The sequence below is a fragment of the Nocardia sp. NPDC003269 genome (genome assembly GCF_042888005.1).
Classification (GTDB): domain Bacteria; phylum Actinomycetota; class Actinomycetes; order Mycobacteriales; family Mycobacteriaceae; genus Nocardia.
The window spans coordinates 1438166-1460610 of the sequence record NZ_JBIAPA010000001.1 but is presented as its reverse complement, the minus strand read 5'-3'; the positions used below and the strand labels follow the sequence as shown (position 1 = coordinate 1460610).

Below are 22445 nucleotides of genomic sequence, written 5' to 3'. Positions count from 1 at the left end.
GTTCAGTTCTCCGGCATCTGCACCCGCAGTACCGGCTGTCCGGCCACTTGACCGCGGGGTGGCAGGTCGACCACGTCGACCCGCCACCCCGGCGGCAGTGCGCTCTGCAAACGTCCCGCCACGCGTTGCAGCGGGGTACTCGAGTAGGTGTCGGACCCGTATCCGGTCACCACATCGGTCATGCGTCAACCACCTCTCAGCGTCGATCTCATCGGGACCGCATCGGCGGTGCTGGAGTCTCGAAAGGGAGTTAGCTCGGATGGTGCGACGTGCGGAGGAGCCTGACCAGGAATATAAGTCACGACTCCCGCCCAACGGCAGCGACCCTCTGACATCGACAGATGTACCCAGAATCGAGTCGGGGAAATCGTCCACGCCGGATTCTGTCCGGAAACTCATAGTTCGCTTGTCCAGTTCATCACCGCCCGCCGCCCCGAAAACCGCGGCGAAATCGGGATTCCGACGGAACCGTGTCAGTGCCGCAGCGAGCGGCGATAGGCCGACGGCGTGAGCCCGGTGGCGAGGCGCAGATGATCACGCAACGCCGTCACACTGCCGAACCCGGCGCGCTGCGCGACCGCCTCCACCGGAAGGTCGGTGCGCTCGAGTAGTTCCCGCGCGCGACCGAGCCGTTGCGCGTCGAGCCAGGCGCCCGGGGTGGCACCGACCTCCGCCTTGAAGCGGCGGATGAACGTGCGCTCACTCATCAGCGCGTGCGCGGCCATGGCCGAGACATCGCGGGCGACTTCGGGATTCGCGGCCGCCCAGGTCAGCGTGGCGGCCAGGCCGCCGTGCGGATCGGGGCCGCCCATCGGCTGCGGGATGTACTGCGCCTGGCCGCCCTCGCGATGCGGCGGCACCACATTCCAGCGGGCGAGGTCGGCGGCCGCGGCCGCGCCGAGTTCCCGGCGCACCAGGTGCAGGCACAGATCCAGGCCGGCCGACAGGCCCGCCGAGGTGAGGATGTCGCCGTCGTCGATGTAGAGCGCCGTCGGGTCGAGTTTCACCGCCGGATAGAGCTCGGCGAACTGATCGCAGTAGCCCCAGTGGGTGGTGGCCGGGCGGTCGTCGAGCAGCCCGGCCTGGGCGAGCACGAAGGCGCCGATGCAGATGCTGGCGATCGTCGCGCCGCGATCGGCCGCCGCGCGCAGGGCTTCGAGCACGGGTTCCGGCGTCGGCAGCGTCGGCAGGCCGATGCCGGGGACGACGATCAGATCGGCCTCGGCCAGGAGCTCGAGACCGTGCTCCACCCGCAGGTCGAAGCCGTTCGGCGTCCACACCGGACCGGGCCTGACCCCGCAGGTGCGCATCGCGAAGCCCACCGGTTCACCGGTGACGCCGGGCCCGTGCCGGAACGTCTGCACCGCGCAGGCCAGGTCGAACGTCATCACCCCGTCCAGTGCCAGCGCGGCGACCTCGATCATGTCTCCAGTTTGGCACGAATCCACGCATTGCTGGCATTTCCGCCACTTCACCGGCCGGGTCCGCTCCGCGACACTCGACGGACATCGCGAAACACGCGTCGGAGGAGATCGAACATGCTCACCGTGACACCCGCCCTCGACTGGGAGTGGGCCACCAGCACCGGCGGGAATCTGACCGCCGCCCAGCGCCGGGCCCTCACCGTGCGCCTGCTGCGCACTGTGCCCGCGATGGTGCCGGGCCGCGTGCGGCAGGCACTCGGCAAGCGCGGCTCGGGGCGGCTGGCACTGGCCGAACTGCGGCTACCGGACACGGCGCTCGCTCGCGCCGCCGAAGCCGAAGCGCGCGAACGGCTTTCGGACACGATGCTGGCGCACTCGTACCGCACCTACTTCTTCGCCCGCGCCCTCGCCGAGCTCGACGGCGTCGACCACGACGACGAGATCGGCTACGTGGCCAGCCTGCTGCACGACCTGGAACTCGAACAGCCGACGCCGGGCCGGTGTTTCGCCGTGGTCGGCGGCGAGACGGCGAACGCGTTCGCGGTCCGGCACGGCGCGCCCGCCGAGCGCGCGGCGGCGATCGGCGCCGCGATCGCCGCCCACCTCAACCCGGACGCGGCCGAGAACCTCGCCGATCCCGGCGGTTTCGTCTCCGCGGGCGCCTCGGTCGACGTCCTGGGCCGACGGCTGGCCGATCTCGACGCGGGCTTCGTCGACGACCTGCTCGTCCGGCACCCACGCCAGGACTTCAAGCGGCACCTCGTCGCCTGCTTCACCGCCGAGGCCGCCGCCGTCCCCGACGGCCGCATCCACTGGCTCACCGGCGCGGGCTTCCTGCCGATGATCAAGCTGGCGCCCTTCGCCGAATAGACGAAACCGCCCGTACCGCATGCGGTACGGGCGGTTCGCTGTCGCGGGGCGGATCAGCCCAGGCGCTCCTTGAGTGCCTCGAACTCGTCACGCACGCCCGAGGGCAGCTTGTCACCGACGAACTGGAACCACTCCTCGATCGACGGGATCTCGTTGCGCCACTCCTCGACGTTCACCGCGAGCGCCTCGTCGACATCGCCGACGACCACGTCGAGGCCTTCCAGGTCGAGGTCGGAAGCCGACGGGACGTTGCCGACCGCGGTCGCCTCGGCACCCGAACGGCCCTCGATACGGCCGACGATCCACTCCAGCACGCGGGAGTTCTCACCGAATCCGGGCCACAGGAAGCGGCCGTCGCCACCACGGCGGAACCAGTTGACGTAGAAGATCTTCGGCAGCTTGTTCGCGTCGGCGTTCTTGCCGAGGTTGATCCAGTGGTTGAGGTAGTCGCCCACGTGGTAGCCGAGGAACGGCAGCATCGCCATCGGGTCGCGGCGGACGGTGCCGACCTTGCCCTCGGCGGCGGCGGTCTGCTCCGAGCCCATGGTGGCGCCCATGAACACGCCGTGCTCCCAGCCGAACGACTCGGTCACCAGCGGGACGGTGGTCTTGCGGCGACCGCCGAACAGGATCGCCGAGATCGGCACACCCTGCGGGTCGTCCCACTCGGGGGCCAGGATCGGGCACTGCGACATCGGGGTGCAGTAGCGCGAGTTCGGGTGCGCGGCCAGGGTCTCCGACTCGCGGAGGTTCCAGTCGTTGCCCTTCCAGTCGATCAGGTGATCGGGCTCGCCCTCGAGGCCCTCCCACCACACATCGTTGTCGTCGGTCAGGGCGACGTTGGTGTAGACGGTGTTGCCCGCCTCGATGGTGGCCATCGCGTTGGGGTTGGAGCTGCGGTTGGTGCCCGGCGCGACGCCGAAGAAGCCGAACTCCGGGTTCACGGCGTAGAGCCGGCCGTCCTCGCCGAAGCGCATCCAGGCGATGTCGTCGCCCAGGGTCTCCGCGCGCCAGCCCGGGATGGTCGGCTGGATCATCGCGAGGTTGGTCTTGCCACAGGCGCTCGGGAACGCGGCGGCGACGTAGTAGTTCTTGTTCTCCGGCGAGATCAGCTTGAGGATCAGCATGTGCTCGGCCAGCCAGCCCTCGTCGTGGGCCATCGCCGAGGCGATCCGCAGCGAGTAGCACTTCTTGCCGAGCAGAGCGTTGCCGCCGTAGCCGGAACCGAAGGACCAGATCTCACGGTCCTCGGGGAAGTGGGTGATGTACTTGGTGTCGCTGCACGGCCACGGCACGTCGGCCTCGCCCTCGGCGAGCGGGGCGCCCACCGAGTGCAGCGCCTTCACGAACGGCTTGTCGGCGCCCAGCTTGTCCAGCGCGGCCTGGCCCATGCGGGTCATCACGCGCATCGACACGACGACGTACTCCGAGTCGGTGATCTCGACGCCCAGCTTGGGGTCCTCGGCGCCGAGCGGGCCCATGCAGAACGGCACCACGTACATGGTGCGGCCCTTCATCGAGCCGCGGTACAGCTCGGTCATGGTGGCGCGCATCTCGGCGGGGTCGACCCAGTTGTTGGTCGGACCGGCGTCGGCCTCGGTCTTGGAGCAGATGTAGGTGCGCGACTCGACGCGGGCGACGTCGGACGGGTCCGACAGCGCCAGGAACGAGTTCGGCTTCTTCTTCTCGTCGAGCTTCTTGAAGGTGCCCGCCTCGACCAGCTGGGTGGTCAGGCGATCCCATTCCGCGTCGGAGCCGTCGGCCCAGACCACGCGATCCGGCTGAGTGAGCTCTGCGACTTCCTGTACCCAGGCGAGCAGTTCACTGTGCTCGGTCGGCGCCGTGCCGTCGGATCCACGAAGACCAGGAATGGTCGCTGAGGTCATGAAAACTCTCCTGAGATGGGCGGTTCTTCGATGCGAAGTCCATCGATCGCCACCGGGCGGGAAGGCGTCCGCAGCGAACCAACCACCGCACAACCCCAAATGGACGGCGTACAGCGACGTCCATGGACGGAGGCCGCGCATCGACTGGCACGGAGCGGACGCCCAGGTTCCTGGTTAAAGGTTAACGCGATATGACGATCGATATTGAATCGGGTTGGGAATCCGGTTCACTGTTAACTACCCACAGGTCGATCACCCAATCACGGCCTCGGCGCGATCCAGCGCGGCGAGGTCTCGCTCGCACGCCGCCAGCTGCGCCGGGCGCTCGGCGACGAGGCGTCGCGCGAGGGTGTCCAGCTCGCCGACCCGGCGGTCGACCGCGACCGCGCGCGCCGTCGATTCCCGGATGACGTGCTCGGCCAATTCTGCCTCGACATCCACCAGAACCGCGGCGACACGCTGCTCGAGCTGGGCTTTCACATTCACCAGCGCCTCGGCCACCCACTGCGAGAGGTGATTGCGCTCGGCCAGCTGACCCCGCGCGCGCACCACCCAGTAGGCCGCGCCGGCGCCGAGCAGCAGCGTCACCGGGACGCTCGCGGCGTCCAGCGCTGGCACCAGCGACAGCGGCGCGACGACCAGTCGACCGAGGCCGACGCCAGCCGACGCGCCGAGCGCGATCATGAGGTGATCTTCGACACCACGGTGTCTCGGCTCGGGATCGGGGCCGACCTGCGGGGCCGGATCGTGCCTGCGTGCCGCGGGCGGGGCGGTGCCGACGCGGCGGGCGGTCTCGATCACCCTGGCGTCGATCGCGGTGTCGACCGCCACCGACAGCTCGGCCACGGCCTGCCGCAACCGCTGCGGGTAGGCGCGCAACTCGGCGCGGTCGCAGCGGTCGAGTTCGGTGCGCGAGCGGGTGTGCAGGGCGCGCACCAGCGCGCCGACCTCGGTGGTCAGGTCGACGCGGGCCAGCTGGACCTGGCTGCGCACCGCGGACAGCCCGGTCTGGCGGCCGCCGTCCCGCTCGGCCAGCAGCGCCACCCGTTCCTCGCGCAGCCGGGTCGACTCGGCGCCCGCCCGCAGCGCGGTGACCTGCTCGGTGATCCTGGCCCTGGTGTCGGCGAACACCCTGGTCAGCACGACCGAGCGGCGCACGGTGCCGTCGGTGGGCCGGTGCGCGGTCGCCGCGGCCAGCGCGGCGTGCAGCGCGGCCAGGCCGGAGCGGTCGAGCAGGGCGGAGTCGTCGGCGGCGCGGGCCGCGGCGGACAGCCGGGCCGAGACCGGCAGCACGGGCAGGTCGGTGATGCCGCGGGCCGCCAGCAGGGCGAGGCTGCGTTCGCGGGTCGCCTGCCAGTCCTGATAGGCGTGGAAGCCGTTCATGGCGAGCACGATCCGCTCGCCCGCGGCGCGCAGGCGGTCGATCACGGCGAGCATGTCGGCGCCGAGCACGCTGCCCGCGTCGAAGACGATCAGGGCGGCGACGGGATCGGCCGACGCGGTGACGGCGGCCGGGTCGGTCAGGTCGACGCGCGGTTCGAAACGAGCCAGTTCGGTCCGCAGCAGGGTGGTGTTGGCGTCGTCGACCGCGTAGAAGGCGACGGTCGATCCGGCGCCCGCCTGCGCCATCGCCCGCAGCAGGGCGGCGCCCTGCGGGTTCCAGCGCTCGACGACGGCGGCGAGCTCGTCGGACAGCGGCTCGTCCGGTTGCTCAGAGCCCGGCACTCGTCATCCGTTCCCAGGCGCGCACATAGCCGTTGTGTACGCGCAGGGCGGCGCGGCGGGCGGCGGGCGGCATGTCGCTGGAGACCACGGCCCGCCAGCGGGTGGCGCGGGCGAGCGCCTCGTCGGCGTCGGCGGGCGCGGGCGAGGGGTAGCCGGCGGCCAGGTGGGCGACCTGCGGGCAGGCCAGTCCCGCGCACAGTCCCGCCCACAGCGCGTCGTCGCCGACGAGATACTGCTCGATCAGCTCGCGGGCGCGGCCGCCGTCGGCGGGCACGGCGCGCGCGGCGAGCCGGACCAGTTCGTCGAGCAGTTCGCCGCCGCGCACCGCCTCCACCTGCTCGTAGCGGCGGTGCACGAGCCGGTGCAGTGGATCGACGCCACCGGCCGAGTGCAGGATCTGGATCAGCGCGGCCGAGGTCAGGTCGGGGTCGGCGCGCAGCGCGGTGAGGGCGCAGTCGACGCCGTAGAGGTCCCAGTTGGCGATCAGCCGCCTGCGCGCGTCCTGGTCGGAGCCGGTGCCGATGAACAGGTCGGCCGACAGCACCGACGGCACATCGGGGCCGACCGCGAGCCTGCGCAGGTCGGACAGGTCGGCGGCGTCCACCGCGCCCGCCCTGGTCCGCGCGGCCAGCGAGGCGACGACGGGCACGATCGGCAGCCCCAGCTCGCGGGCCGACCGCTCGGCGGCCGCCACCGCGTCACCCCAGCGCGCCCCGACCGCGTCGGCCTTGTTCAGCACCACGACCCCGCGACCCGGCGGCACCGTGGCGAGCACGCGGTGATCGGCGGCCTGCGGCGCACCGGCGAGGACATAGATGACGAGGTCGCCGTCGAGCACCGGGTCCGGCTGATCGGGCTGATCGACCGGCGCGGTCTCCTCCGCCGACAGCAGCGCCAGCGCCCGCAGCACGGTGGTCCGCCCGCTCAGCGCCCGCCCCGCGACCTGGATGTGCAGCGGTCGGCGGCGCCGGGCGACCGCCGCGGCCAGCCGATCGGCGATCGCCGGATCGGTCCCCCGCCCGGCACCGATGGCCCCGATCAGCTGGTCGAGCTGGTCGGATGCCCGTGACTGTGCGGATTCGGTGGCTGTCGACATTCTGCACACCCCCTTTTCGGAGGGCATTCTGTCAGATCCGGGTGCCGGTGGCCGTCGCGAACCATCTCCCCGACCTGGGGCAACACCGCCGCTACACCGTGCGGATCGCTGGTGCGCGGTCCGGACCAGCGCACGCGCCTGCGACGTAGCTCGGCGCATGCTGGACAATGGACGGCGTGAACGACGCCGCCAACCACCCTGTCGAGTCGGCGCCGGGGCAGCCGTCCACCGGCTCGACCCATCCCAAGCTGTCCGAGATACCGCACGAGGCGGGCCGCCGCTCGACCACGGGCTCCCGGCTCTACCCCCGCGTCACGAGCTTCCGCTCGCGGCGCGGCGCGCTGACGCCGAATCAGCAGGTCTCCTGGGAGCGCACCTGGCCGGTGATCGGCCGCGACGTCGCCAACGAGCCGCTCGACGCCGACACCTGGTTCGGCCGCAGCGCGCCGCTGGTCATCGAGATCGGCTGTGGCACCGGCACCGCGACGGCCGCGATGGCCCAGGCCGAGCCGCACCTGAACCTGATCGGCATCGAGGTGTACCAGCCGGGTCTGGCCCAGCTGGTCTGTCAGATCGAGCGCGAGGAGATCGGTAACATCCGGCTGCTGCGCGGCGACGCCGTCGATGTGCTGGAGAACATGGTTGCCCCGGAGTCGCTGACCGGCGTCCGGGTGTTCTTCCCCGACCCGTGGCCCAAGGCGCGCCACCACAAGCGCAGGCTGCTGCAGGCGCCGACCTTCGCGCTGATCGCCAGCAGGCTGAAGCCGGGCGGCGTGCTGCACGTCGCCACCGACCATGCCGATTACGCCGAGCACATCCTGGAAGTAGGCTCGGCGGAACCGCTGCTCACCGGCCTGAACGACACCACCGGCGGCGACAGCGCCGCCAACCGCGTCACCGCGCCGATCGGTTTCGAACGGCCCGTCACCAAGTTCGAGGGCAAAGGCCTGCGTGCCGGTAGCGCCATCAACGAGTTCATATGGGGGAAGATCGACAGATGAGCGTGAGTGAGATCGCCACCGAGATGCCGGAAATCGCCCAGGGAGCAGCCGGCAGCGAGGCGTTGAGCAGTTCCGGCTCCGATGTCCGACGCGTCCTGCTCGTCTGGGACGCGCCGAACCTCGACATGGGACTCGGCGCCATCCTCGGTGGTCGTCCCACCGCCGCCTATCGCCCCCGTTTCGACGCGCTCGGCCGCTGGCTGCTCGCGCGCACGGCCGAGCTGTCGGTCGGCGCGAAGGGCCGCGTCGAACCCGAGGCGACCGTCTTCACCAATATCGCCCCCGGCACCGCCGATGTGGTCCGGCCGTGGGTCGAGGCGTTACGCAACGTCGGTTTCGCGGTCTTCGCCAAGCCCAAGATCGACGAGGACTCCGACGTCGACGCCGACATGCTGGCGCATATCGCGATGCGCGAGCGCGACGGCGGTCTGGCGGGCATCATGGTGGCCTCGGCCGACGGTCAGGCCTTCCGCGAACCACTGGAAGCCATCGCCGCCAAGGGAATCCCCGCTCAGGTTCTCGGTTTCCGTGAGCACGCGAGTTGGGCGGTGACTTCCGATACTCTCGAGTTCGTCGACCTCGAGGACATCCCGGGAGTATTCCGGGAGCCGCTACCGCGGGTGAGCCTCGATTCGCTGCCCGACGAGGGTGCCTGGCTGCAGCCGTTCCGGCCGCTGTCGGCACTACTCACGTCTCGCCCTGGTCAAGGAGTCGCTTAAGTGTTCACCCGCTGGGGCGATCTGGTCTATCGGTTCCGCTTCGCCGTCATCGTGGTCGTCGGTGGGGCGATGTTGGCGCTGGGTGCCTACGGCATGGGCCTCGGCCCGCGCCTGTCGCAGAGCGGCTGGTTCGATCCGGGCTCGGAGTCGGTGCAGGGCGCGCAGATCGCCGACGGCTCGTTCGGGCGCGACCACAACGCCGACGTGATCGTCATGTACAACGCCCCAGAGGGCAAAACGATCGATGACCCCGAGTTCGCGCAGAAGGTCGTCGGCAGTCTGACCACGATCCTCGCCGAACATCCGGATCAGATCAGCAAGATCAACGGCACCTACTGGAAGGTGGGCGACGCGCCCGCCGTGCCGTCGGCATTCGGGTCCAAGGACAAAAAACACGGCTTCGCCGCCATCGCCCTCGTCGGCGACAACGACACGGTCATCATGGCCAATTACCGTGCCGTGCAAGATGTCTTCGCCATTCCCGGCGTCGATGTCGAGGTCTCGGGCCTGCAGCCCATCGCGGTCACCCTGACCGACACCATGGATCACGACGTCAAGCGGATGGAAGTGCTTGCCCTCCCCGCGGTGGCGATCCTGCTGTTCTTCATCTTCGGCGGCATCGTCGCAGCCGCGTTGCCGCTGATCATCGGCGGGTTGACGGTTCTCGGCGCCACCGGCGTCGTCATGGCGTTGACCAACTTCGTCGAGGTCAACTTCTTCGTCACCGCTGTCGTCTCGATGATCGGTCTCGGCCTCGCGATCGACTACGGCCTGTTCATCGTCAGCCGCTTCCGCGAAGAACTAGCAGAGGGCTACACCACGCCTGCCGCCGTCCGGCGATCGGTGATGACCGCTGGACGAACAGTGGTGTTCTCCGCGACGATGATCGTCGCCAGCGTCGGCGGCATCCTGATCTTCCCGCAGGGATTCCTGCGCTCGGTCGCCTACGGCACCATCGCCGCAGTCTCGCTGGCGGCGCTGACCGCGGTCACGATCCTGCCCGCGATGCTGGGCATCCTCGGCCCGCGCGTCGACATGCTCGGTCTCAAGTGGTTCCGCAAGACCAGGACCGCCGAGGAAGTCGAGAACGGTTTCTGGGGCAACCTCACCCGCTGGGTGATGCGGCACCCGCTCAAGATCGCGATCCCCGTGACGGTCGGCCTGTTGTTGCTGATCATCCCGGTCAAGAATCTGGCATTCGGCGGGATCAACGAGAAGTACCTGCCGCCGGACAATGAGACCAGGGCCGCGCTCGAGCACTTCTACCAGGTCTTCCCGCAGAAGAAGACCGACCCGATCCAGCTGGTCTTCGTCTCCGACAACACGGTGGCGATCGGCAAGGTCTGGAAGGAAGCCAACCAGGCTCCCGGGCTGGTCGGCCCGTTCGAAGTACCGACCAAGTCGCCGACCAATCCCGAGGTGTTCCGCACCTCGGCGACCCTGGTCGATCCCACCGGCGGTGCCGAACCGACGATCGACTACCTGCGCTCGATCGAGGTTCCCGACGGCGTCACCATGTACGTCACCGGTCAGCCCACGCTCATGGCCGACAGTATCGACACGCTGCTCGAGCTGATGCCGTGGATGATCCTGATCGTCCTGTTCACCACCTTCGTGCTGATGTTCCTGACGTTCGGTTCGCTGGTGCTGCCGATCAAGGCCGCGCTGATGAGCGCGCTCGGACTCGGCTCGACCCTGGGCATCCTCACCTGGATTTTCGTCGACGGCAACGGTTCCGGGATTCTCAACTTCACCCCACAGCCGATCAGCGCCCCGGTGCTGATGCTGATCATCGCGATCATCTACGGCCTGTCGACCGACTACGAGGTCTTCCTGCTCTCCCGCATGGTGGAGGCACGCGCGCAAGGCGCGTCGACCACCGAGGCCGTGCGGATCGGCACCGCCCAGACCGGCCGCATCATCACCGCCGCCGCGCTGATCCTGCTGGTGGTGACCGGCGCGTTCGCGTTCTCCGACATGGTGATGATGCAGTACATCGCCTACGGCATGATCGCGGCGCTGTTCATCGACGCGACCGTGCTGCGCATGCTGCTGGTGCCCGCGATCATGAAGCTGCTCGGCGACGACTGCTGGTGGGCGCCGAAGTGGATGAAGCGGATCCAGGAGAAGATCGGGCTCGGCGAGCCCATTCTCGACGACGAGCGGCCGCAGAAGGGCGCCGTGGTCGACCTGGTGAAGACCACGCCGATCACCGATCCGCCGACCATGCAGATGACGGTGGTCCCCGACAGCAAGCTGGCCAAGACCCCGCGCCGCCCGCGCACGGTCGCCGAGATCGAGGCCGAGGCGCCGACCGCGCACCTGGACAAGATCACCGAGCACACCGACCCCGCCGAGCCGGCGCGGCCGCGGCCGCCGATGTCGCCCGATCCGACGCGTCCGCGCGCGCCGATGCTGTCGGGCGAGCCGACCCGGGTGCTCCCGGTGGTCAAGCCGGGCGCCGAACCGCCGAAGCCCGAACCGGATTCGGCCGCGAAGGCGCCGGAGGCCACGCCGCCGTCGATGTTCACCACCGGTGAGCCGACGCAGATCCTGCCGGTCGTCAAGCCCGGTGCCGAACCGCCGAAGTCCGAGCCTGTCCCCGATCGTCCGGGCCGGGACGCGCCGCGCGGCGAGGTGGGTTTCCGTGCGCCGGAGGCGAACTCCGCCGCGCCCGCGACGCCCGGCGATTCCGGGGTGATCGGTGGCGAGAGCACCGGACCCGCGATCGACGGCGTCATCGGTGGACGCGACCTGTCTGCCTTCGCTCCCGCCCCGGCACCCAATCGTGGTCGGGGTGCCGTCCCCGGTTCGGCTCCCGCTTCCGGCCCGACTCCGGCCCATGGCTCGGGTCCGGCCGCTGGCTCGGCTCCGGCTCCTGGCTCGGCTCCGGCCCATGGCTCGGGTCCGACCGCTGGCGCGACTCCGACCCACGGCTCGGCTCCGGCTCCTGGTGCGGCGTCGGCCCCCGGCTCGGGCCCGGCCGCTGGCTCGGCTCCGGCTCCTGGCTCGGCTCCGGCCCACGGATCGGGTCCGGCCGCAGGCTCGGCGCCGGCTCCTGGCTCGGCGCCCGCTCGTGGTCAGGGTGGCGCTCCCGGTCCGGCCGCCGCCCGTGGTCAGAGTGCCGTTCCTGGTTCAGCTCACGCTTCCGGCCCGACGCCGACACATGGCTCGACTCCGGCCCCGGCCGCTGGCTCGACTTCCGCCAGCCCGGGCGCGGCGCCGAGCCGCGATACCCCGCCGCCGCGCGGATCGGCGCGGGTGCAGCCGCCGAGCGGCTACAGCCCGTCCGCACCCCGGGTGTCGACCCCGGGTGAGGCGCCCGGATTCGGCGCGCCCGCAGAGGATTCCGACGCGCGGCCGAGCATCGTGCCGCCCGCCCGGCCGAGCATCGTCAACCCGCAGCCGCGTGGTGTGGTGCCGCCGCCTGCGCCGAGCATCGTGAACACGCCGCCGCCCGGTGTCGTGCCGCCGCCGGCGCCGAGCATCGTCACCCCGCCGCCGAGCATCGTGTCGCCGACGCCGCGACCGGTCGAACCGCCCGCGGGCGGGACGTTCAGCGGATTCACCCCGCTGACCGGCTTCGAGCCGACGCCTCGCGAGGAGGCGCCGGAACCGGAGCCGCGCAGCACGGCGTCGGCGAGCGACGATCTGTCGGTGACGCCGGGCGCGCATCGCGCCGAGTCGCCCGCGAACGACGTCGCGCGGCCCGCGCAGGACGACGAGCCGCGTGGTGTGTTCGGCACCTCGGTTCCCGTCGAACCGCAGCAGCCGACCTCGCCGTGGAACGGCAGCCCGGCCGCGCCGAGCGGATTCACCGCCCCCGAATCGGACAGCGGACCCCGGTTCACCCCGGTCACGCCGTCGCCGGAGCAGGACTCGGCGCGACCGGAGGTGCGCCCGCAGGTGGCCCCGCCCGGTTTCACCGCCGTCCCGTCCGGCGAGGTGCCCCCGGCAACCGAGCCGATGCCGCAGACCGAAACCGCCGAACCGCCGTCGAACCCGAGCCGGTGGCAGGCCCCTGACGGCTTCACCGCCGTGCCCGCGCCGACGGCCGCCGAGCCCGAGGCGCCGTCCACGCCGGAGCCCGCCACGGACGACAGTGCCACCAGCGCACCGGATCTCGACGAGCCGCAGGCGGACAGCCGCAACGAGATCGAGAACTGGATGGCCCAGCTGCGTTCCTCCCGGCGCGGCACCGCCGCCGCCGAGGAGGGTCGGCACAGCGGCAACGAAGGGCGCACGGTCAGTGTGAACGAGCTGCTGCGCCGTCGCGAGGACGACTCCAACTGAGCCGAGCCGCGCTCGAACGCAAGGAAACCCACGGCGACCTTTCGCCGTGGGTTTCCTCGTTCAGCGCTCAGCCGAGCGGTAGCACCTGCCGCCGGGGAACGTCTCGATCAGCCGGTGCCCGCGGACCATGGCGACGGCGGCGTGTCTCGCTCGGATCGGCTGAGTCCCTTTCGATTTCGCTTCATCCGACAACCACCGGGCCGGTCCGATGAGGGGCGCGCTCACAACGGCACCGCCCTCGGCGGGGGCCCGCTAGCTGTTCGGGCGGGTGGGCGCCGCGTCGGCGAAGGCACGCGCGTAGCGAGTTCCGGTGAGCAGCAGGAGCATTCCGACCACCAGGAACGCGGCCACGCGGACCAGGCCGGACAGTGTCGACAGGTCGAACAGGAACAGCTTGGCCAGTGCGGCGGCGGCCACCAGCAGGCCCGAGACCAGGCAGACCTTGGCGACGGCGGGCGAGCGGGACAGTCGGCGCAGGCCGTAGAACAGCGCGGCCGTGGCCGCGGCCATCCACACGATGGTGGCGATGCTGTGGCCGAGGATGAAACCGTCCGGCCCGCCGAGGGATACGCCCAGCGAGACCGACGCGACCAGCACGTAGTAGAGCCCGGCGACACTCACCGCGATCCACACCCCGGTGACGAGCGCCTGCTCACCCCAGCCCCGCACCCGGGGCACCGTCCACGCCACCATGGCCGCGACGCCGAGCCCGAGGACGGCGGCACCGGCGGTCGCGAGGTCGAGGCGCTGGTCGGCGAGGCGGTGCAGCGCCAGGGTTTCCGGCGTGGCCATCGCCAGCAGCACCAGTCCACCGAGTGCGGCGAAGGCGATGCCGAGGCCGGCGCTCACCCGCGTCCGGCTCGTCGCCGCGACCGCGAGGAAGGCCAGGGCCACCGTCGCGAACGCGATCGGCAGCAGCCGCGGCTCACCGCCGGTCCCGGTGACGCAGGTCAGCAGCAGGGCGACGGCGCCGGTGAGCGCAGCGACCAGCGCGGTGTGCCGGGGAATCCCGATACGCTCGGCGAGCCCGGCGACCAGCGTCGTCGCCGCCAAGCCGAGCAGGATCGCGGCCTGCGTGCCGGTGATCGCCGTGGTCACCGGGCGGTCGAACAGCAGCGCGGCGGCGAAGACGGGCAGCGCGGTGAGCGCGATCGTGACGCTCGCGGTGATGTCACCGGAGCGGCGCCGGACCACCAGCAGCGCGCCGGTCAGCCCCACCACCGCGCTGGCGACGGCCGCTGCCAGCAGCCCGCCGCGCTCCTCGACGACCTCGTCACCGGCGATGGCCGCCGACAGCCCGCTCAGGGCGATCATGCTCAGCGCGGCCAGCACCACCGGCAGGGTCCGCGCCACGTGCAGCACCGGCCACTCCCGGCGCATCTGCACCGGCACCCCCGCCGCCTGCAACACCACCAGGAACCCCAGCAGCAGGAGCTCGGTCGTCAACACGGGCGACAGCACCGCCGCGCCGAGCACCACCCCCACCGCCAGCGGTTGCGACTGCCACCGCATCGCGATCCCGACCCCCGCCGACGCGACCCCCAACGCCACCGCGAGCCCGATCCCCGGCGCCACCCAGTGGTAATACCCGGTCACCGCGACCACATCCAGGTAGGCACCGGCAATACCGGTGGCCACCAACGCGATTCCGCCGACCCGCCCACCGGGCCGCCCGAACACCCGCCACCCGGCCGCGACCAACCCGACCGAAAGCACTCCCCCGGCAACAACTCTCGCCACCGGCCCGAAGAACCCGGCCTGCGCCGCCAGCACCAGCAACATCAGCACACCGATGAGCGTCACCCCGACACCCGCCACCGCCAGCGCCCGCGAAATCACCCCTTCCCGCTGCCACCACGGCGTCCGCGGCTCCCGCACCACCGGCGCCACCCACCCCCCACCGGGCCGCCCCGCCCCATACCCCGACGCCCGGTTCCACCCCCCGTATGACGGCGGAACATGCTGCGCCCCAGCCATTTGCCGCACCTGCCCATACCCCGGCGCCCACGGCGACTGCCCCACCCCAGCACCACCAGGCACCCCACCGATGAACTGCCCACCCGGGCCGAACCCACCCACCGGCGGCTGCCCACCAACCGGCACACCCCCGACCACGTCGCCACCACCGACCGGCACACCACCAGCCACCTGGCCACCAACCGGCGCAGCGCCAGGCGCCTGGCCGCCACCGACCGGTGCAATGCCGGGGATCTGTCCACCGGCGACAGGCACTCCGCCCGGAGCCGGAATACCGCCGCTCGCTGCGACATTCGATGCCGCAGCGCCGGGAACTCCGGAATTCGATACCGGCCCGGCAATTCCGGCGGGGGCACCCGTCGACGCGGCCGCAGGGGAAACCCCCGGAATCGATCCAGCTCCAGCGCCTGTGGGAGCGCCCCACGGCGGAACCGCCGCCGGTGCATCGCGAACCGCGCTGTCAGCGACCACACGCCCGTCCGCCTCCGCGGCAACCGCCCTTCCTGGCGGATCGCCCGGTATCGCCACATCTCCGGCAACGCCTTCGCCCGAGTCGGACGCACCACCGTCCGTCCCACGGGTAGGCGAGGTGGTGATGCCGGTAGCAGCCGGAGCCCCGGATGCCGCATCGAGCATCGGCCCAGCCGGTACCGGATCGGGCGAAGTCGCATGCGGAGTCGCTGTCGCGCCCGGATAGGGCGACGCCGGAGTCGGCGCCGGTGCCGCCACGAACCCGGGGTACACCGCGGTCCGACCCGGCGCGGGCGCACCCGCGATCTCCCCCTGCAACTGTGCGCGCAGCACCTCCAGGTCACCGCCGAGCTGCCCCATCCGGGCACCCAGCGTGGTGAACTCGCCCGAGAGGCGGGCGACGAGCGCGGGATCGATCGAAGTACTCATGTCCTCATCGTCGGCGCGCGGGCCGCGCGGGACATGAGTAGAAACCCCTGCCGGGGTGCCAGTTCCTACCCGAAAACGGTCAGGAGCCGAGGAAACGCCGCCACTGGACCATGAGCGGGTACTTCGCGGTGACCGAGCCGAACCGGACGCGGCCGTGCACGACCAGGTGCAGCGGGCCGATGGGTGGGCCGGTGCGGACCTTGTTGGTGACGCCGGAGCCGATGAGTTCCAGGCCGTTGAGGTCGACGGTGGCCGCCGCGGGGACCAGCAGGGTGAGGCCGCTGAGGTAGTCGTCGACCTTGATCTCGACGATCTGGGTCTGCATGACCGCCTCGGTGAAGTCCAGGGTGACGCCCGAGAGCAGGTTGTTCAGGTGCAGGACCGGCGGCACCTGCCAGGGTCCGCGGCGGTGCACGCCGGAGAGGCGGCTGCGCATCAGGCCGGGGATCGAACCGCCGGGCGGGACCGGGCGCGGCCGCGGCATCGCGGCGGGCTGCGGCGCGCCCGCCACCCGCATGCCGGGCAGGTCGACGAGCACGGCGTTGAGTTCACCGCGGGTCTTCGCGGCGAGCGCGGTGTCCATGCGTTCGGTGAACTCGCCGAGCGAGAGCATGCCGAGGCCGACGGCGCGTTGCAGCAGCTGGCCGACGTGCTCGCGTTCGGCGTCGGAGACGCGCAGGTCCCGGTCGCCGACGGGGCCGGCCGTCGTGGCGCCGGGTACGAAGAGGGATTCGGGACCGCCCATGTCATCGAGGGTAGCGACGGCGGCACCCCCGGCACATCAGGGCAAACCCCTATTCGAGTCCCTGTTCGATGGCGTACCGGGTGAGTTCGACCCGGTTGGCGAGCTGGAGTTTCCGCAGCGTCGCCTGCACGTGGTTCTCCACGGTGCGATGGGAGAGATTGAGCCGCGAGGCGATCTGCTTGGCGGACAGGCCCTTGGCGACCATCCGCAGCACCTCGGTCTCCCGCTCGGTCAGCGACGGGCGATGCGGTTCGTCGGCGGCGGTCGGCGCGGTCGCCATCCGCCGGTACTCGCCGAGCACGAGGCCGGCGAGGCCGGGCGTGAACACCGGCTGCCCGGCGGCGGTGGCCCGCACCGCGTCGATCAGCTCGGCGGCCGACGCGCTCTTGACCAGATAACCGCTGGCCCCGGCCTTGATCGCGTCGAGCACGTCGTCGCGCTCGGCCGACGCCGAGAGCACGAGCACCCGGCTGTGCGGGGAGACCCGCAGCACCTCGGCGGTGGCGGCGGCGCCGTTGCCGTCGGTGAGCTGCATGTCCATCAGCACCACGTCGGGCTGGACCGCGGCCGCGCGGCGGGTAGCGGTGCCGACCCCGTCGGCGGTCGCGGGGACGGCGAATCCGGCCTCGGTGAGGTCGCGGGAGACGCCCTCGCGCCACATCGGGTGGTCGTCGACCACCATCACCGTGATCGCCTGGTCCGTCATCGCGGCTCCTTCGCTCAGCGCGCCGGGTGGCGCGGAATCCGGAATTCCCATTCGGTGCCGAAGTCCTCGCCCTCGGTCAGCAGTTCGGCGGTGCCGCCCAGCGCCTCGACCCGGCCGACGATGGAGCGGGAAACCCCCATCCGCCCCTCGGCTTCGGCCGCGGCGAGCCGCCCCGCCGGGATACCGATCCCGTCGTCGCGCACGCTCACCACCAGCATGTCACCGGTGTCCTCCAGCAGCACATAGGCTTTCGCGTCCGGCCCGGCGTGCAGGTCGACGTTCGACAGCGCGGTGGCCACGGCGGCGGCGATCTCCTGCGCGGCGGTCCTGGCGATCAGCACCGGGTCACCCGGTGTCGCCACCGAGACCTCCGGCGTGGCCCGTGCGGTGAGCATCGGCCGCAGATCCACCTCGGCCGCACCGGAATCCGGCTGTTCGGCCTGCTCGGACAGCAGGACCCGCAGCGCCACTTCCTGTTCCCCGGCGCGCTGCGCGAGTTCGGTCGCCGGTCCACCGATCTCGGTGCCCCGCCGCTTGATGAAGGCCAGCACTTGCAGCACGCCGTCGTGCACTTCGCGGGCCAGCCGCTCCCGTTCCTGCGCGGCGGCGGTGATCCGCAGCGCCCGCTCGAGCTGGCCCTGGGCGCGGCGCGCGGTATTGGCCGCCAGGCCGAGCGCGAGGCCGACCGAGACCAGCACCGGCGCGGTCGCGTCGCCCCACACGTCCTGTCCCCACTGCTCACGCACCGTCACCACCACCGCCGACATCCCGAGCCCGGCGAGCACCCCGGCGACCGGACCGCGCAGGATCGCCATCGAGATCACCGAGTTGGCGATCCACAGCGTGGTCGGCAGCGTCTGATGACCGTGGTACCAGTCGTAATCGGCGACCAACCGGGTGGAGGCGATCAGCAGGATCGTCACGACCTGGTCGCCGAAGACCACCCAGCCCCGGATCCGGCCGGTCGCGGTGGGGAAATACCACTGCGAGAGCAGCAGCGCGGACGTGCCCGACCAGATCGCCATCAGCGCGATCAGCACCCAGCTCAGCCGCGGGTGCTCGTAGTAGGACACCGACGCGATCTGCTGGCCGATCGCGTACAGCAGCGTGACCAGCCGAAACGCCTGGGCGGCCCGCCACAGGGGCGCGGTCGCCGCGTCGGCCGAGCTCAGCTCAGCTGTGTGCGTCCGCATCGCCGGGCTCCGCCTCGGTCTTGCTCTCTTCCTTGCGCAGCGTGCGCGCGATGTCGAACCGGCCCGGCTCCGGTTTGTCCGGCTCGGCGGCGAACATTCTTCGGTCGTCGCCGACGAGTTCGCCGTAGACCTCCTCCGGACTGTCGGCGAGCAGATAGCGGATCGCGGTATTGCCGACCGCGATCAACGGCACCGCCAGCAGCGCGCCCGCGATCCCGCCGACCACCAAGCCCGCGGTGATCGCCAGGACGACGGCCAGCGGATGGATGCTCACCGCCCGGCCCAGCAGCAGTGGTTGCAGCACATGCCCCTCGAGCTGCATCACCGCGATGATGATGCCGAGCACGATCAGCGCCGTGACCGGCCCTTTGGTGACCAGCGCGATGAACACCGCGACGAACCCGGCGAAGAACGCGCCGATGATCGGGATGAACGCGCTGATGAACACCAGCGAGGCCAGCGGCAGCGCCAGCGGGACGTGCAGGATCGCCAACCCGGCGCCGATGCCGATCGCGTCCACCGCGGCCACGACGACGGTGGCGCGCACGAACCCGACCAGCGTGCCGAAGCCCAGCTCACCGGCGGTGCGGACCTTCTCCCGGTGCGCGGTGGGGATGATCCGGGTGACGAAGTGCCAGATCTGGTCGCCGCCGTAGAGGAAGAAGATGAGGATGAACAGGATCAGGAACGCGCCGGTGAGGATGTGCCCGATCGCGGTGGCGGTGGTCAGCGCGCCGCTGGTCAGGCTCTCGCGGTTGTCCTGGATGGTGCGCACGATGGTGTCGCCCGCGCTGCGGATCTGCTGATCGCTCAGGTGCGGCGGGCCGTTGATCAGCCAGTCCTGCACCTTGTGCACGCTGTTGGTGACCTCGTTGGACAGCCCGGGCACACCGTCGACGAACTGCTCGACGACGAAGGTCAGGATCCCGGCGAGCAGCCCGATCGACCCGACCAGCGCGACGAACACGCCGAGCGAACGCGGGATTCCGACCCGCTGCATCCAGTCGACCAGCGGCGCGAGCAGCGCGGCCGCGAGCAGCGCGATCGCCAGCGGAATCACCACGGTGGCGAACTTCTGCACCAGCATCCCCACCGCGAGCAGGGCGGCGAAGATGATCAACAGCCGCCAGCTCCAGGCGGCGGCTTTGCGGACCAGGGGATGGACTGCCTCGGCGTCCGCGCGCCACGGCACGGACGTGGGCCCGGAATCTACCTTCTGGTCGGTCACCCGAGAGAGCCTATCGGTCCGAACGCTAGATTGGTGGTCGTGTCGGCGCCCCTGGAAGCGGTCAAACAGACCATGCGAACGCGCTGGCCGCTGTATCTGACCTCGGTACTGCTGGCCAATGCCTTCGGCGCGGTCCTGGTGTGGGCCTTCATCCAATACGGCCTGCCCGTTCCCGAGGGCGATCCCGGTGGCGTGCGCCAGACCGGTTTCCTCGCGCCGGTGCTGGTCTTCGGTGCCGCCGCGGTGCTGAGCATCGCCGGTGCCGCGCTGATGCTGCGGCCGGTGATGCGCTGGCAGATGCGCGGCGGCCCGCCCAGCAGGCAGGAACAGATGGCGGCGCTGCACGTGCCGCTGCGCCAGTCGATCCTGCACCTGGTGCTGTGGATCATCGGCGGCGGCATCCTCGCGGCGCTGATCATCGTCGAGTCGCCCGAGCTGGCCGGCGCGGTGATCGTCACCGAGTGTATGGCCGCCACCATCGTGTTCGGCTTCACCTACATGCTCGGCGAGCGCATCCTGCGCCCGGTCGCCGCCGAGGCGCTGACCGAGGGCACCTTCGACCACACCCTCACCCCCGGCGTCGGCACCAGGATGGCGATGACCTGGGGCATGGGCACCTTCGCGCCGACCATCGCGATCGTGCTGCTGTGCGTCACCCAGATCTCCTCCGATGTGAAGTTCTCGGCGAAGTCGCTGGCCATCTCGATCCTGCTGCTCTGCGGCGTGGTGATCATGCAGGCGCTGGCGCTGTCGATGCTCACCGGCTCCTCCATCTCCGACCCGGTGCGCCAGCTGTCCCAAGCCATCAACAGGGTGCAGGGCGGCGCGCGCGACGTGCAGGTGGAGGTCTACGACGGCAGTGAGATCGGCCTGCTCCAGGTCGGCTTCAACCGGATGATGGAGGAGGCGGCCAAGCGGCGCAAGCTCCAGGAACTGTTCGGTCAGCACGTCGGTGAGGACGTGGCCCAGCGCGCCCTGGACTACGGCACCGAGCTGGGCGGTGAGACCAGGTTCGTCGCCGTGCTGTTCGTCGACATGGTCGGGTCGACCGCCGCCGCGGCCGAGCGTCCGCCGACCGAGGTCGTCAGCCTGCTCAACGAGTTCTTCCGGGTGGTGGTCGACGTGATCGACCGCCACCACGGTTTCGTCAACAAGTTCGTCGGTGACGCGGCGCTGGCCATCTTCGGCGCGCCGCTGGACCGGCCCGACGCGCCGAGCGCCGCGCTGGCCGCCGCCCGCGACCTGCGCGAAGCGCTGCGCGAGGTGACCAGCCTCGACGTCGGCATCGGCGTCTCGGCGGGCCTCGCGGTCGCCGGCAACATCGGCGCCGCGAATCGTTTCGAATACACCGTGATCGGCGACCCCGTCAACGAGGCGTCGCGGCTCACCGAATTGGCCAAAGATCAACCCGGCCGCGTTCTCGCTTCGGGCAGCGCGCTCTACTTCGCCGACGAAAGCGAGCAAGACCATTGGGAAACCGGCGACGAGGTGCAACTGCGTGGCAGACGCAGGAAAACCCGCCTGGCCTGGCCGAAACCGCCGAGCGCCGCACCCGGAGCGGACGAGGAAGAACAGCTCCGTTCGTTAGGCTGAGACCGTGACGGCCGACGGCGACCTAGCAGGCGATCCCGCCTCGCCTCCGGCCGAGCGCCGCCGCCGGTTCCGGTGGGTGAAATGGGTGCTCGGCGCGGTGCTGCTCGCGCTGCTCATCGGCGAAGGCGTCTACCTGTGGCCGCGCCTGCACGAATCGTGGCGCACGCTGACCGAGATCCACTGGGGCTGGCTCGTGCTGTGCATCGTGTTGCAGGCGATGTCGATGAGCGGATTCGGCCGGGTGCAGAAGCAGCTGCTGCACGCGGGCGGGGTGGACGTCAGCCAGGGCAAGTCGGTGTCGGTGGTCTACGGCGCCACCGCGATGTCGGTGACCCTGCCCGCCGGGCAGGTCTTCTCCACCGCGTTCACCTACCGCCAGACCCGGCGCTGGGGCGCGAGCCCGATCGTGGCGTCCTGGCAGCTGGTGTTCTCCGGCGTGGTCGCCGCGGCCGGGCTGGCGCTGCTCGGTATCGGCGGTGCGGCGCTGGTCGGCAATCAGATCGGTCCGAAGCTCATCGGGTCGGTGGTGATCCTGGCCGTGCTGCTGATCGCGGGCAACTACCTCGCCCGGCATCCCGGCACGCTGGAGGCGATGCTGCGCCGGGTGCTCGCGCTGGTGAACCGGCTGCGCAAGAAACCCGCCGGTCACGGCATCGCCAAGCTGGGCGAGATCCGGCGGCAGCTCGAATCGGTGGACCTGGGCAAGAAGGACGCCGCGCTGGTCGGGCTCTGGGCGCTGGTGCACCGGTTCGCCGACGTGGCCTGTCTCGGCGCGGCCTGTTACGCCGTCGGCGCCGATCCCAAGTTGTCCGGCCTGCTCATCGCGTTCACCGCGGGCAAGGCCGTCGGTTCCATCCCGTTCGCGCCGGGCGGCATCGTCTACGTCGACGCGACCCTGATCTACGGCCTCACCGCGGGCGCGGGCCTGCCCGCGTCGCAGGCGGTGGCCGCGGCGTTCGTCTACCGGCTGGTCAGCTTCATCCTGGTCGCCATCGTCGGCTGGATCGTGTTCGCGTTCCTGTTCCGCACCCCGCAGGCCGACGACGAGGAATACGAGGAAGAGTTCAAGCAGCAGCGCCGGATCTGAGC

At 70.9% G+C, this 22445-nt stretch carries 16 protein-coding genes; 6 read left to right on the top strand and 10 right to left on the bottom strand.

Translation table 11 applies throughout. The features are described from left to right. Positions 1–2 precede the first annotated feature (2 nt). Complete coding sequence (locus ACFYWJ_RS06675; protein WP_355274970.1) at positions 3–182, bottom strand: hypothetical protein; 180 nt, start codon at positions 180–182, stop codon at positions 3–5. Positions 183–473: 291 nt separating this feature from the next. After that, positions 474–1424: a helix-turn-helix domain-containing protein gene (locus tag ACFYWJ_RS06670; protein ID WP_355274973.1), complete on the bottom strand. Its 951-nt coding sequence runs from the start codon at positions 1422–1424 to the stop codon at positions 474–476. 114 nt (positions 1425–1538) lie between these two features. Here ACFYWJ_RS06670 and ACFYWJ_RS06665 point away from each other — a divergent pair, with 114 nt between their 5' ends. Further along, on the top strand, positions 1539–2294 hold the full coding sequence (locus ACFYWJ_RS06665; protein ID WP_355274975.1) for a phosphohydrolase: 756 nt from the start codon (positions 1539–1541) through the stop codon (positions 2292–2294). 53 nt (positions 2295–2347) lie between these two features. Here the strand turns inward: ACFYWJ_RS06665 and ACFYWJ_RS06660 are convergent, their stop codons facing one another. The 3 genes from ACFYWJ_RS06660 to ACFYWJ_RS06650 all read right to left on the bottom strand — a co-directional run bounded on the left by ACFYWJ_RS06660 (position 2348) and on the right by ACFYWJ_RS06650 (position 7001). Then, on the bottom strand, positions 2348–4180 hold the full coding sequence (locus ACFYWJ_RS06660) for a phosphoenolpyruvate carboxykinase (GTP) (protein ID WP_355274978.1): 1833 nt from the start codon (positions 4178–4180) through the stop codon (positions 2348–2350). A 252-nt stretch (positions 4181–4432) separates the two neighbouring features. Continuing rightward, positions 4433–5905: a hypothetical protein gene (locus ACFYWJ_RS06655; protein ID WP_355274979.1), complete on the bottom strand. Its 1473-nt coding sequence runs from the start codon at positions 5903–5905 to the stop codon at positions 4433–4435. Then, positions 5892–7001 carry a hypothetical protein gene (locus tag ACFYWJ_RS06650; RefSeq protein WP_355274982.1) on the bottom strand — a complete coding sequence of 370 codons (1110 nt, stop codon included), beginning with the start codon at positions 6999–7001 and terminating at the stop codon, positions 5892–5894. The genes ACFYWJ_RS06655 and ACFYWJ_RS06650 overlap by 14 nt, the downstream gene beginning before the upstream one ends. 167 nt (positions 7002–7168) lie before the next feature. Between ACFYWJ_RS06650 and trmB the strand changes: the two genes are divergently transcribed. The 3 genes from trmB to ACFYWJ_RS06635 are packed head-to-tail and all read left to right on the top strand — an operon-like array spanning position 7169 to position 13014. Beyond that, positions 7169–8002, top strand: coding sequence for a tRNA (guanosine(46)-N7)-methyltransferase TrmB (trmB, locus tag ACFYWJ_RS06645; RefSeq protein ID WP_355274985.1), 834 nt, complete (start codon positions 7169–7171; stop codon positions 8000–8002). Continuing rightward, positions 7999–8721, top strand: a complete 723-nt coding sequence (locus ACFYWJ_RS06640; protein WP_355274987.1) for an NYN domain-containing protein — start codon at positions 7999–8001, stop codon at positions 8719–8721. Before trmB ends, ACFYWJ_RS06640 begins: the two co-directional genes overlap by 4 nt. Further along, entirely contained in the window at positions 8722–13014 is a 4293-nt protein-coding gene (locus tag ACFYWJ_RS06635) for an MMPL family transporter (RefSeq protein WP_355274990.1), read from the top strand. 252 nt (positions 13015–13266) lie between these two features. Here ACFYWJ_RS06635 and ACFYWJ_RS06630 read toward each other — a convergent pair whose 3' ends face one another. The 5 genes from ACFYWJ_RS06630 to ACFYWJ_RS06610 all read right to left on the bottom strand — a co-directional run bounded on the left by ACFYWJ_RS06630 (position 13267) and on the right by ACFYWJ_RS06610 (position 19763). Further along, complete coding sequence (locus tag ACFYWJ_RS06630) at positions 13267–14895, bottom strand: DUF2339 domain-containing protein (protein WP_355274993.1); 1629 nt, start codon at positions 14893–14895, stop codon at positions 13267–13269. 1075 nt (positions 14896–15970) lie between these two features. After that, positions 15971–16636: a DUF1707 domain-containing protein gene (locus ACFYWJ_RS06625; RefSeq protein WP_355274996.1), complete on the bottom strand. Its 666-nt coding sequence runs from the start codon at positions 16634–16636 to the stop codon at positions 15971–15973. A gap of 49 nt (positions 16637–16685) precedes the next feature. Next, the gene (locus ACFYWJ_RS06620) at positions 16686–17342 is read right to left on the bottom strand and encodes a response regulator transcription factor (RefSeq protein WP_355274999.1); all 657 of its coding nucleotides are present in this window, start codon (positions 17340–17342) and stop codon (positions 16686–16688) included. Positions 17343–17356: 14 nt separating this feature from the next. After that, a complete protein-coding gene (gene macS, locus ACFYWJ_RS06615) occupies positions 17357–18535 on the bottom strand; it encodes a MacS family sensor histidine kinase (RefSeq protein ID WP_355275002.1) in 1179 nt (392 codons plus the stop codon). Continuing rightward, the gene (locus ACFYWJ_RS06610) at positions 18516–19763 is read right to left on the bottom strand and encodes an AI-2E family transporter (protein ID WP_355275004.1); all 1248 of its coding nucleotides are present in this window, start codon (positions 19761–19763) and stop codon (positions 18516–18518) included. Before ACFYWJ_RS06610 ends, macS begins: the two co-directional genes overlap by 20 nt. A gap of 72 nt (positions 19764–19835) precedes the next feature. Here ACFYWJ_RS06610 and ACFYWJ_RS06605 point away from each other — a divergent pair, with 72 nt between their 5' ends. Together ACFYWJ_RS06605 and ACFYWJ_RS06600 are read left to right on the top strand one after the other, a co-directional pair. Continuing rightward, the gene (locus tag ACFYWJ_RS06605; RefSeq protein WP_355275424.1) at positions 19836–21356 is read left to right on the top strand and encodes an adenylate/guanylate cyclase domain-containing protein; all 1521 of its coding nucleotides are present in this window, start codon (positions 19836–19838) and stop codon (positions 21354–21356) included. 4 nt (positions 21357–21360) lie between these two features. Further along, positions 21361–22443 carry a YbhN family protein gene (locus ACFYWJ_RS06600; protein WP_355275007.1) on the top strand — a complete coding sequence of 361 codons (1083 nt, stop codon included), beginning with the start codon at positions 21361–21363 and terminating at the stop codon, positions 22441–22443. Positions 22444–22445: the final 2 nt, after the last annotated feature.

Bases quoted from the DNA above. Each gene is read 5' to 3' on its own strand.
- ACFYWJ_RS06605 (WP_355275424.1), top strand. From the start codon at position 19,836: ATGCGAACGCGCTGGCCGCTGTATCTGACCTCGGTACTGCTGGCCAAT.
- ACFYWJ_RS06650 (WP_355274982.1), bottom strand. From the start codon at position 7,001: ATGTCGACAGCCACCGAATCCGCACAGTCACGGGCATCCGACCAGCTC.
- macS (WP_355275002.1), bottom strand. From the start codon at position 18,535: ATGCGGACGCACACAGCTGAGCTGAGCTCGGCCGACGCGGCGACCGCG.
- ACFYWJ_RS06640 (WP_355274987.1), top strand. From the start codon at position 7,999: ATGAGCGTGAGTGAGATCGCCACCGAGATGCCGGAAATCGCCCAGGGA.
- ACFYWJ_RS06665 (WP_355274975.1), top strand. From the start codon at position 1,539: ATGCTCACCGTGACACCCGCCCTCGACTGGGAGTGGGCCACCAGCACC.
- ACFYWJ_RS06675 (WP_355274970.1), bottom strand. From the start codon at position 182: ATGACCGATGTGGTGACCGGATACGGGTCCGACACCTACTCGAGTACC.
- ACFYWJ_RS06620 (WP_355274999.1), bottom strand. From the start codon at position 17,342: ATGACGGACCAGGCGATCACGGTGATGGTGGTCGACGACCACCCGATG.
- ACFYWJ_RS06625 (WP_355274996.1), bottom strand. From the start codon at position 16,636: ATGGGCGGTCCCGAATCCCTCTTCGTACCCGGCGCCACGACGGCCGGC.
- trmB (WP_355274985.1), top strand. From the start codon at position 7,169: ATGGACGGCGTGAACGACGCCGCCAACCACCCTGTCGAGTCGGCGCCG.
- ACFYWJ_RS06660 (WP_355274978.1), bottom strand. From the start codon at position 4,180: ATGACCTCAGCGACCATTCCTGGTCTTCGTGGATCCGACGGCACGGCG.
- ACFYWJ_RS06670 (WP_355274973.1), bottom strand. From the start codon at position 1,424: ATGATCGAGGTCGCCGCGCTGGCACTGGACGGGGTGATGACGTTCGAC.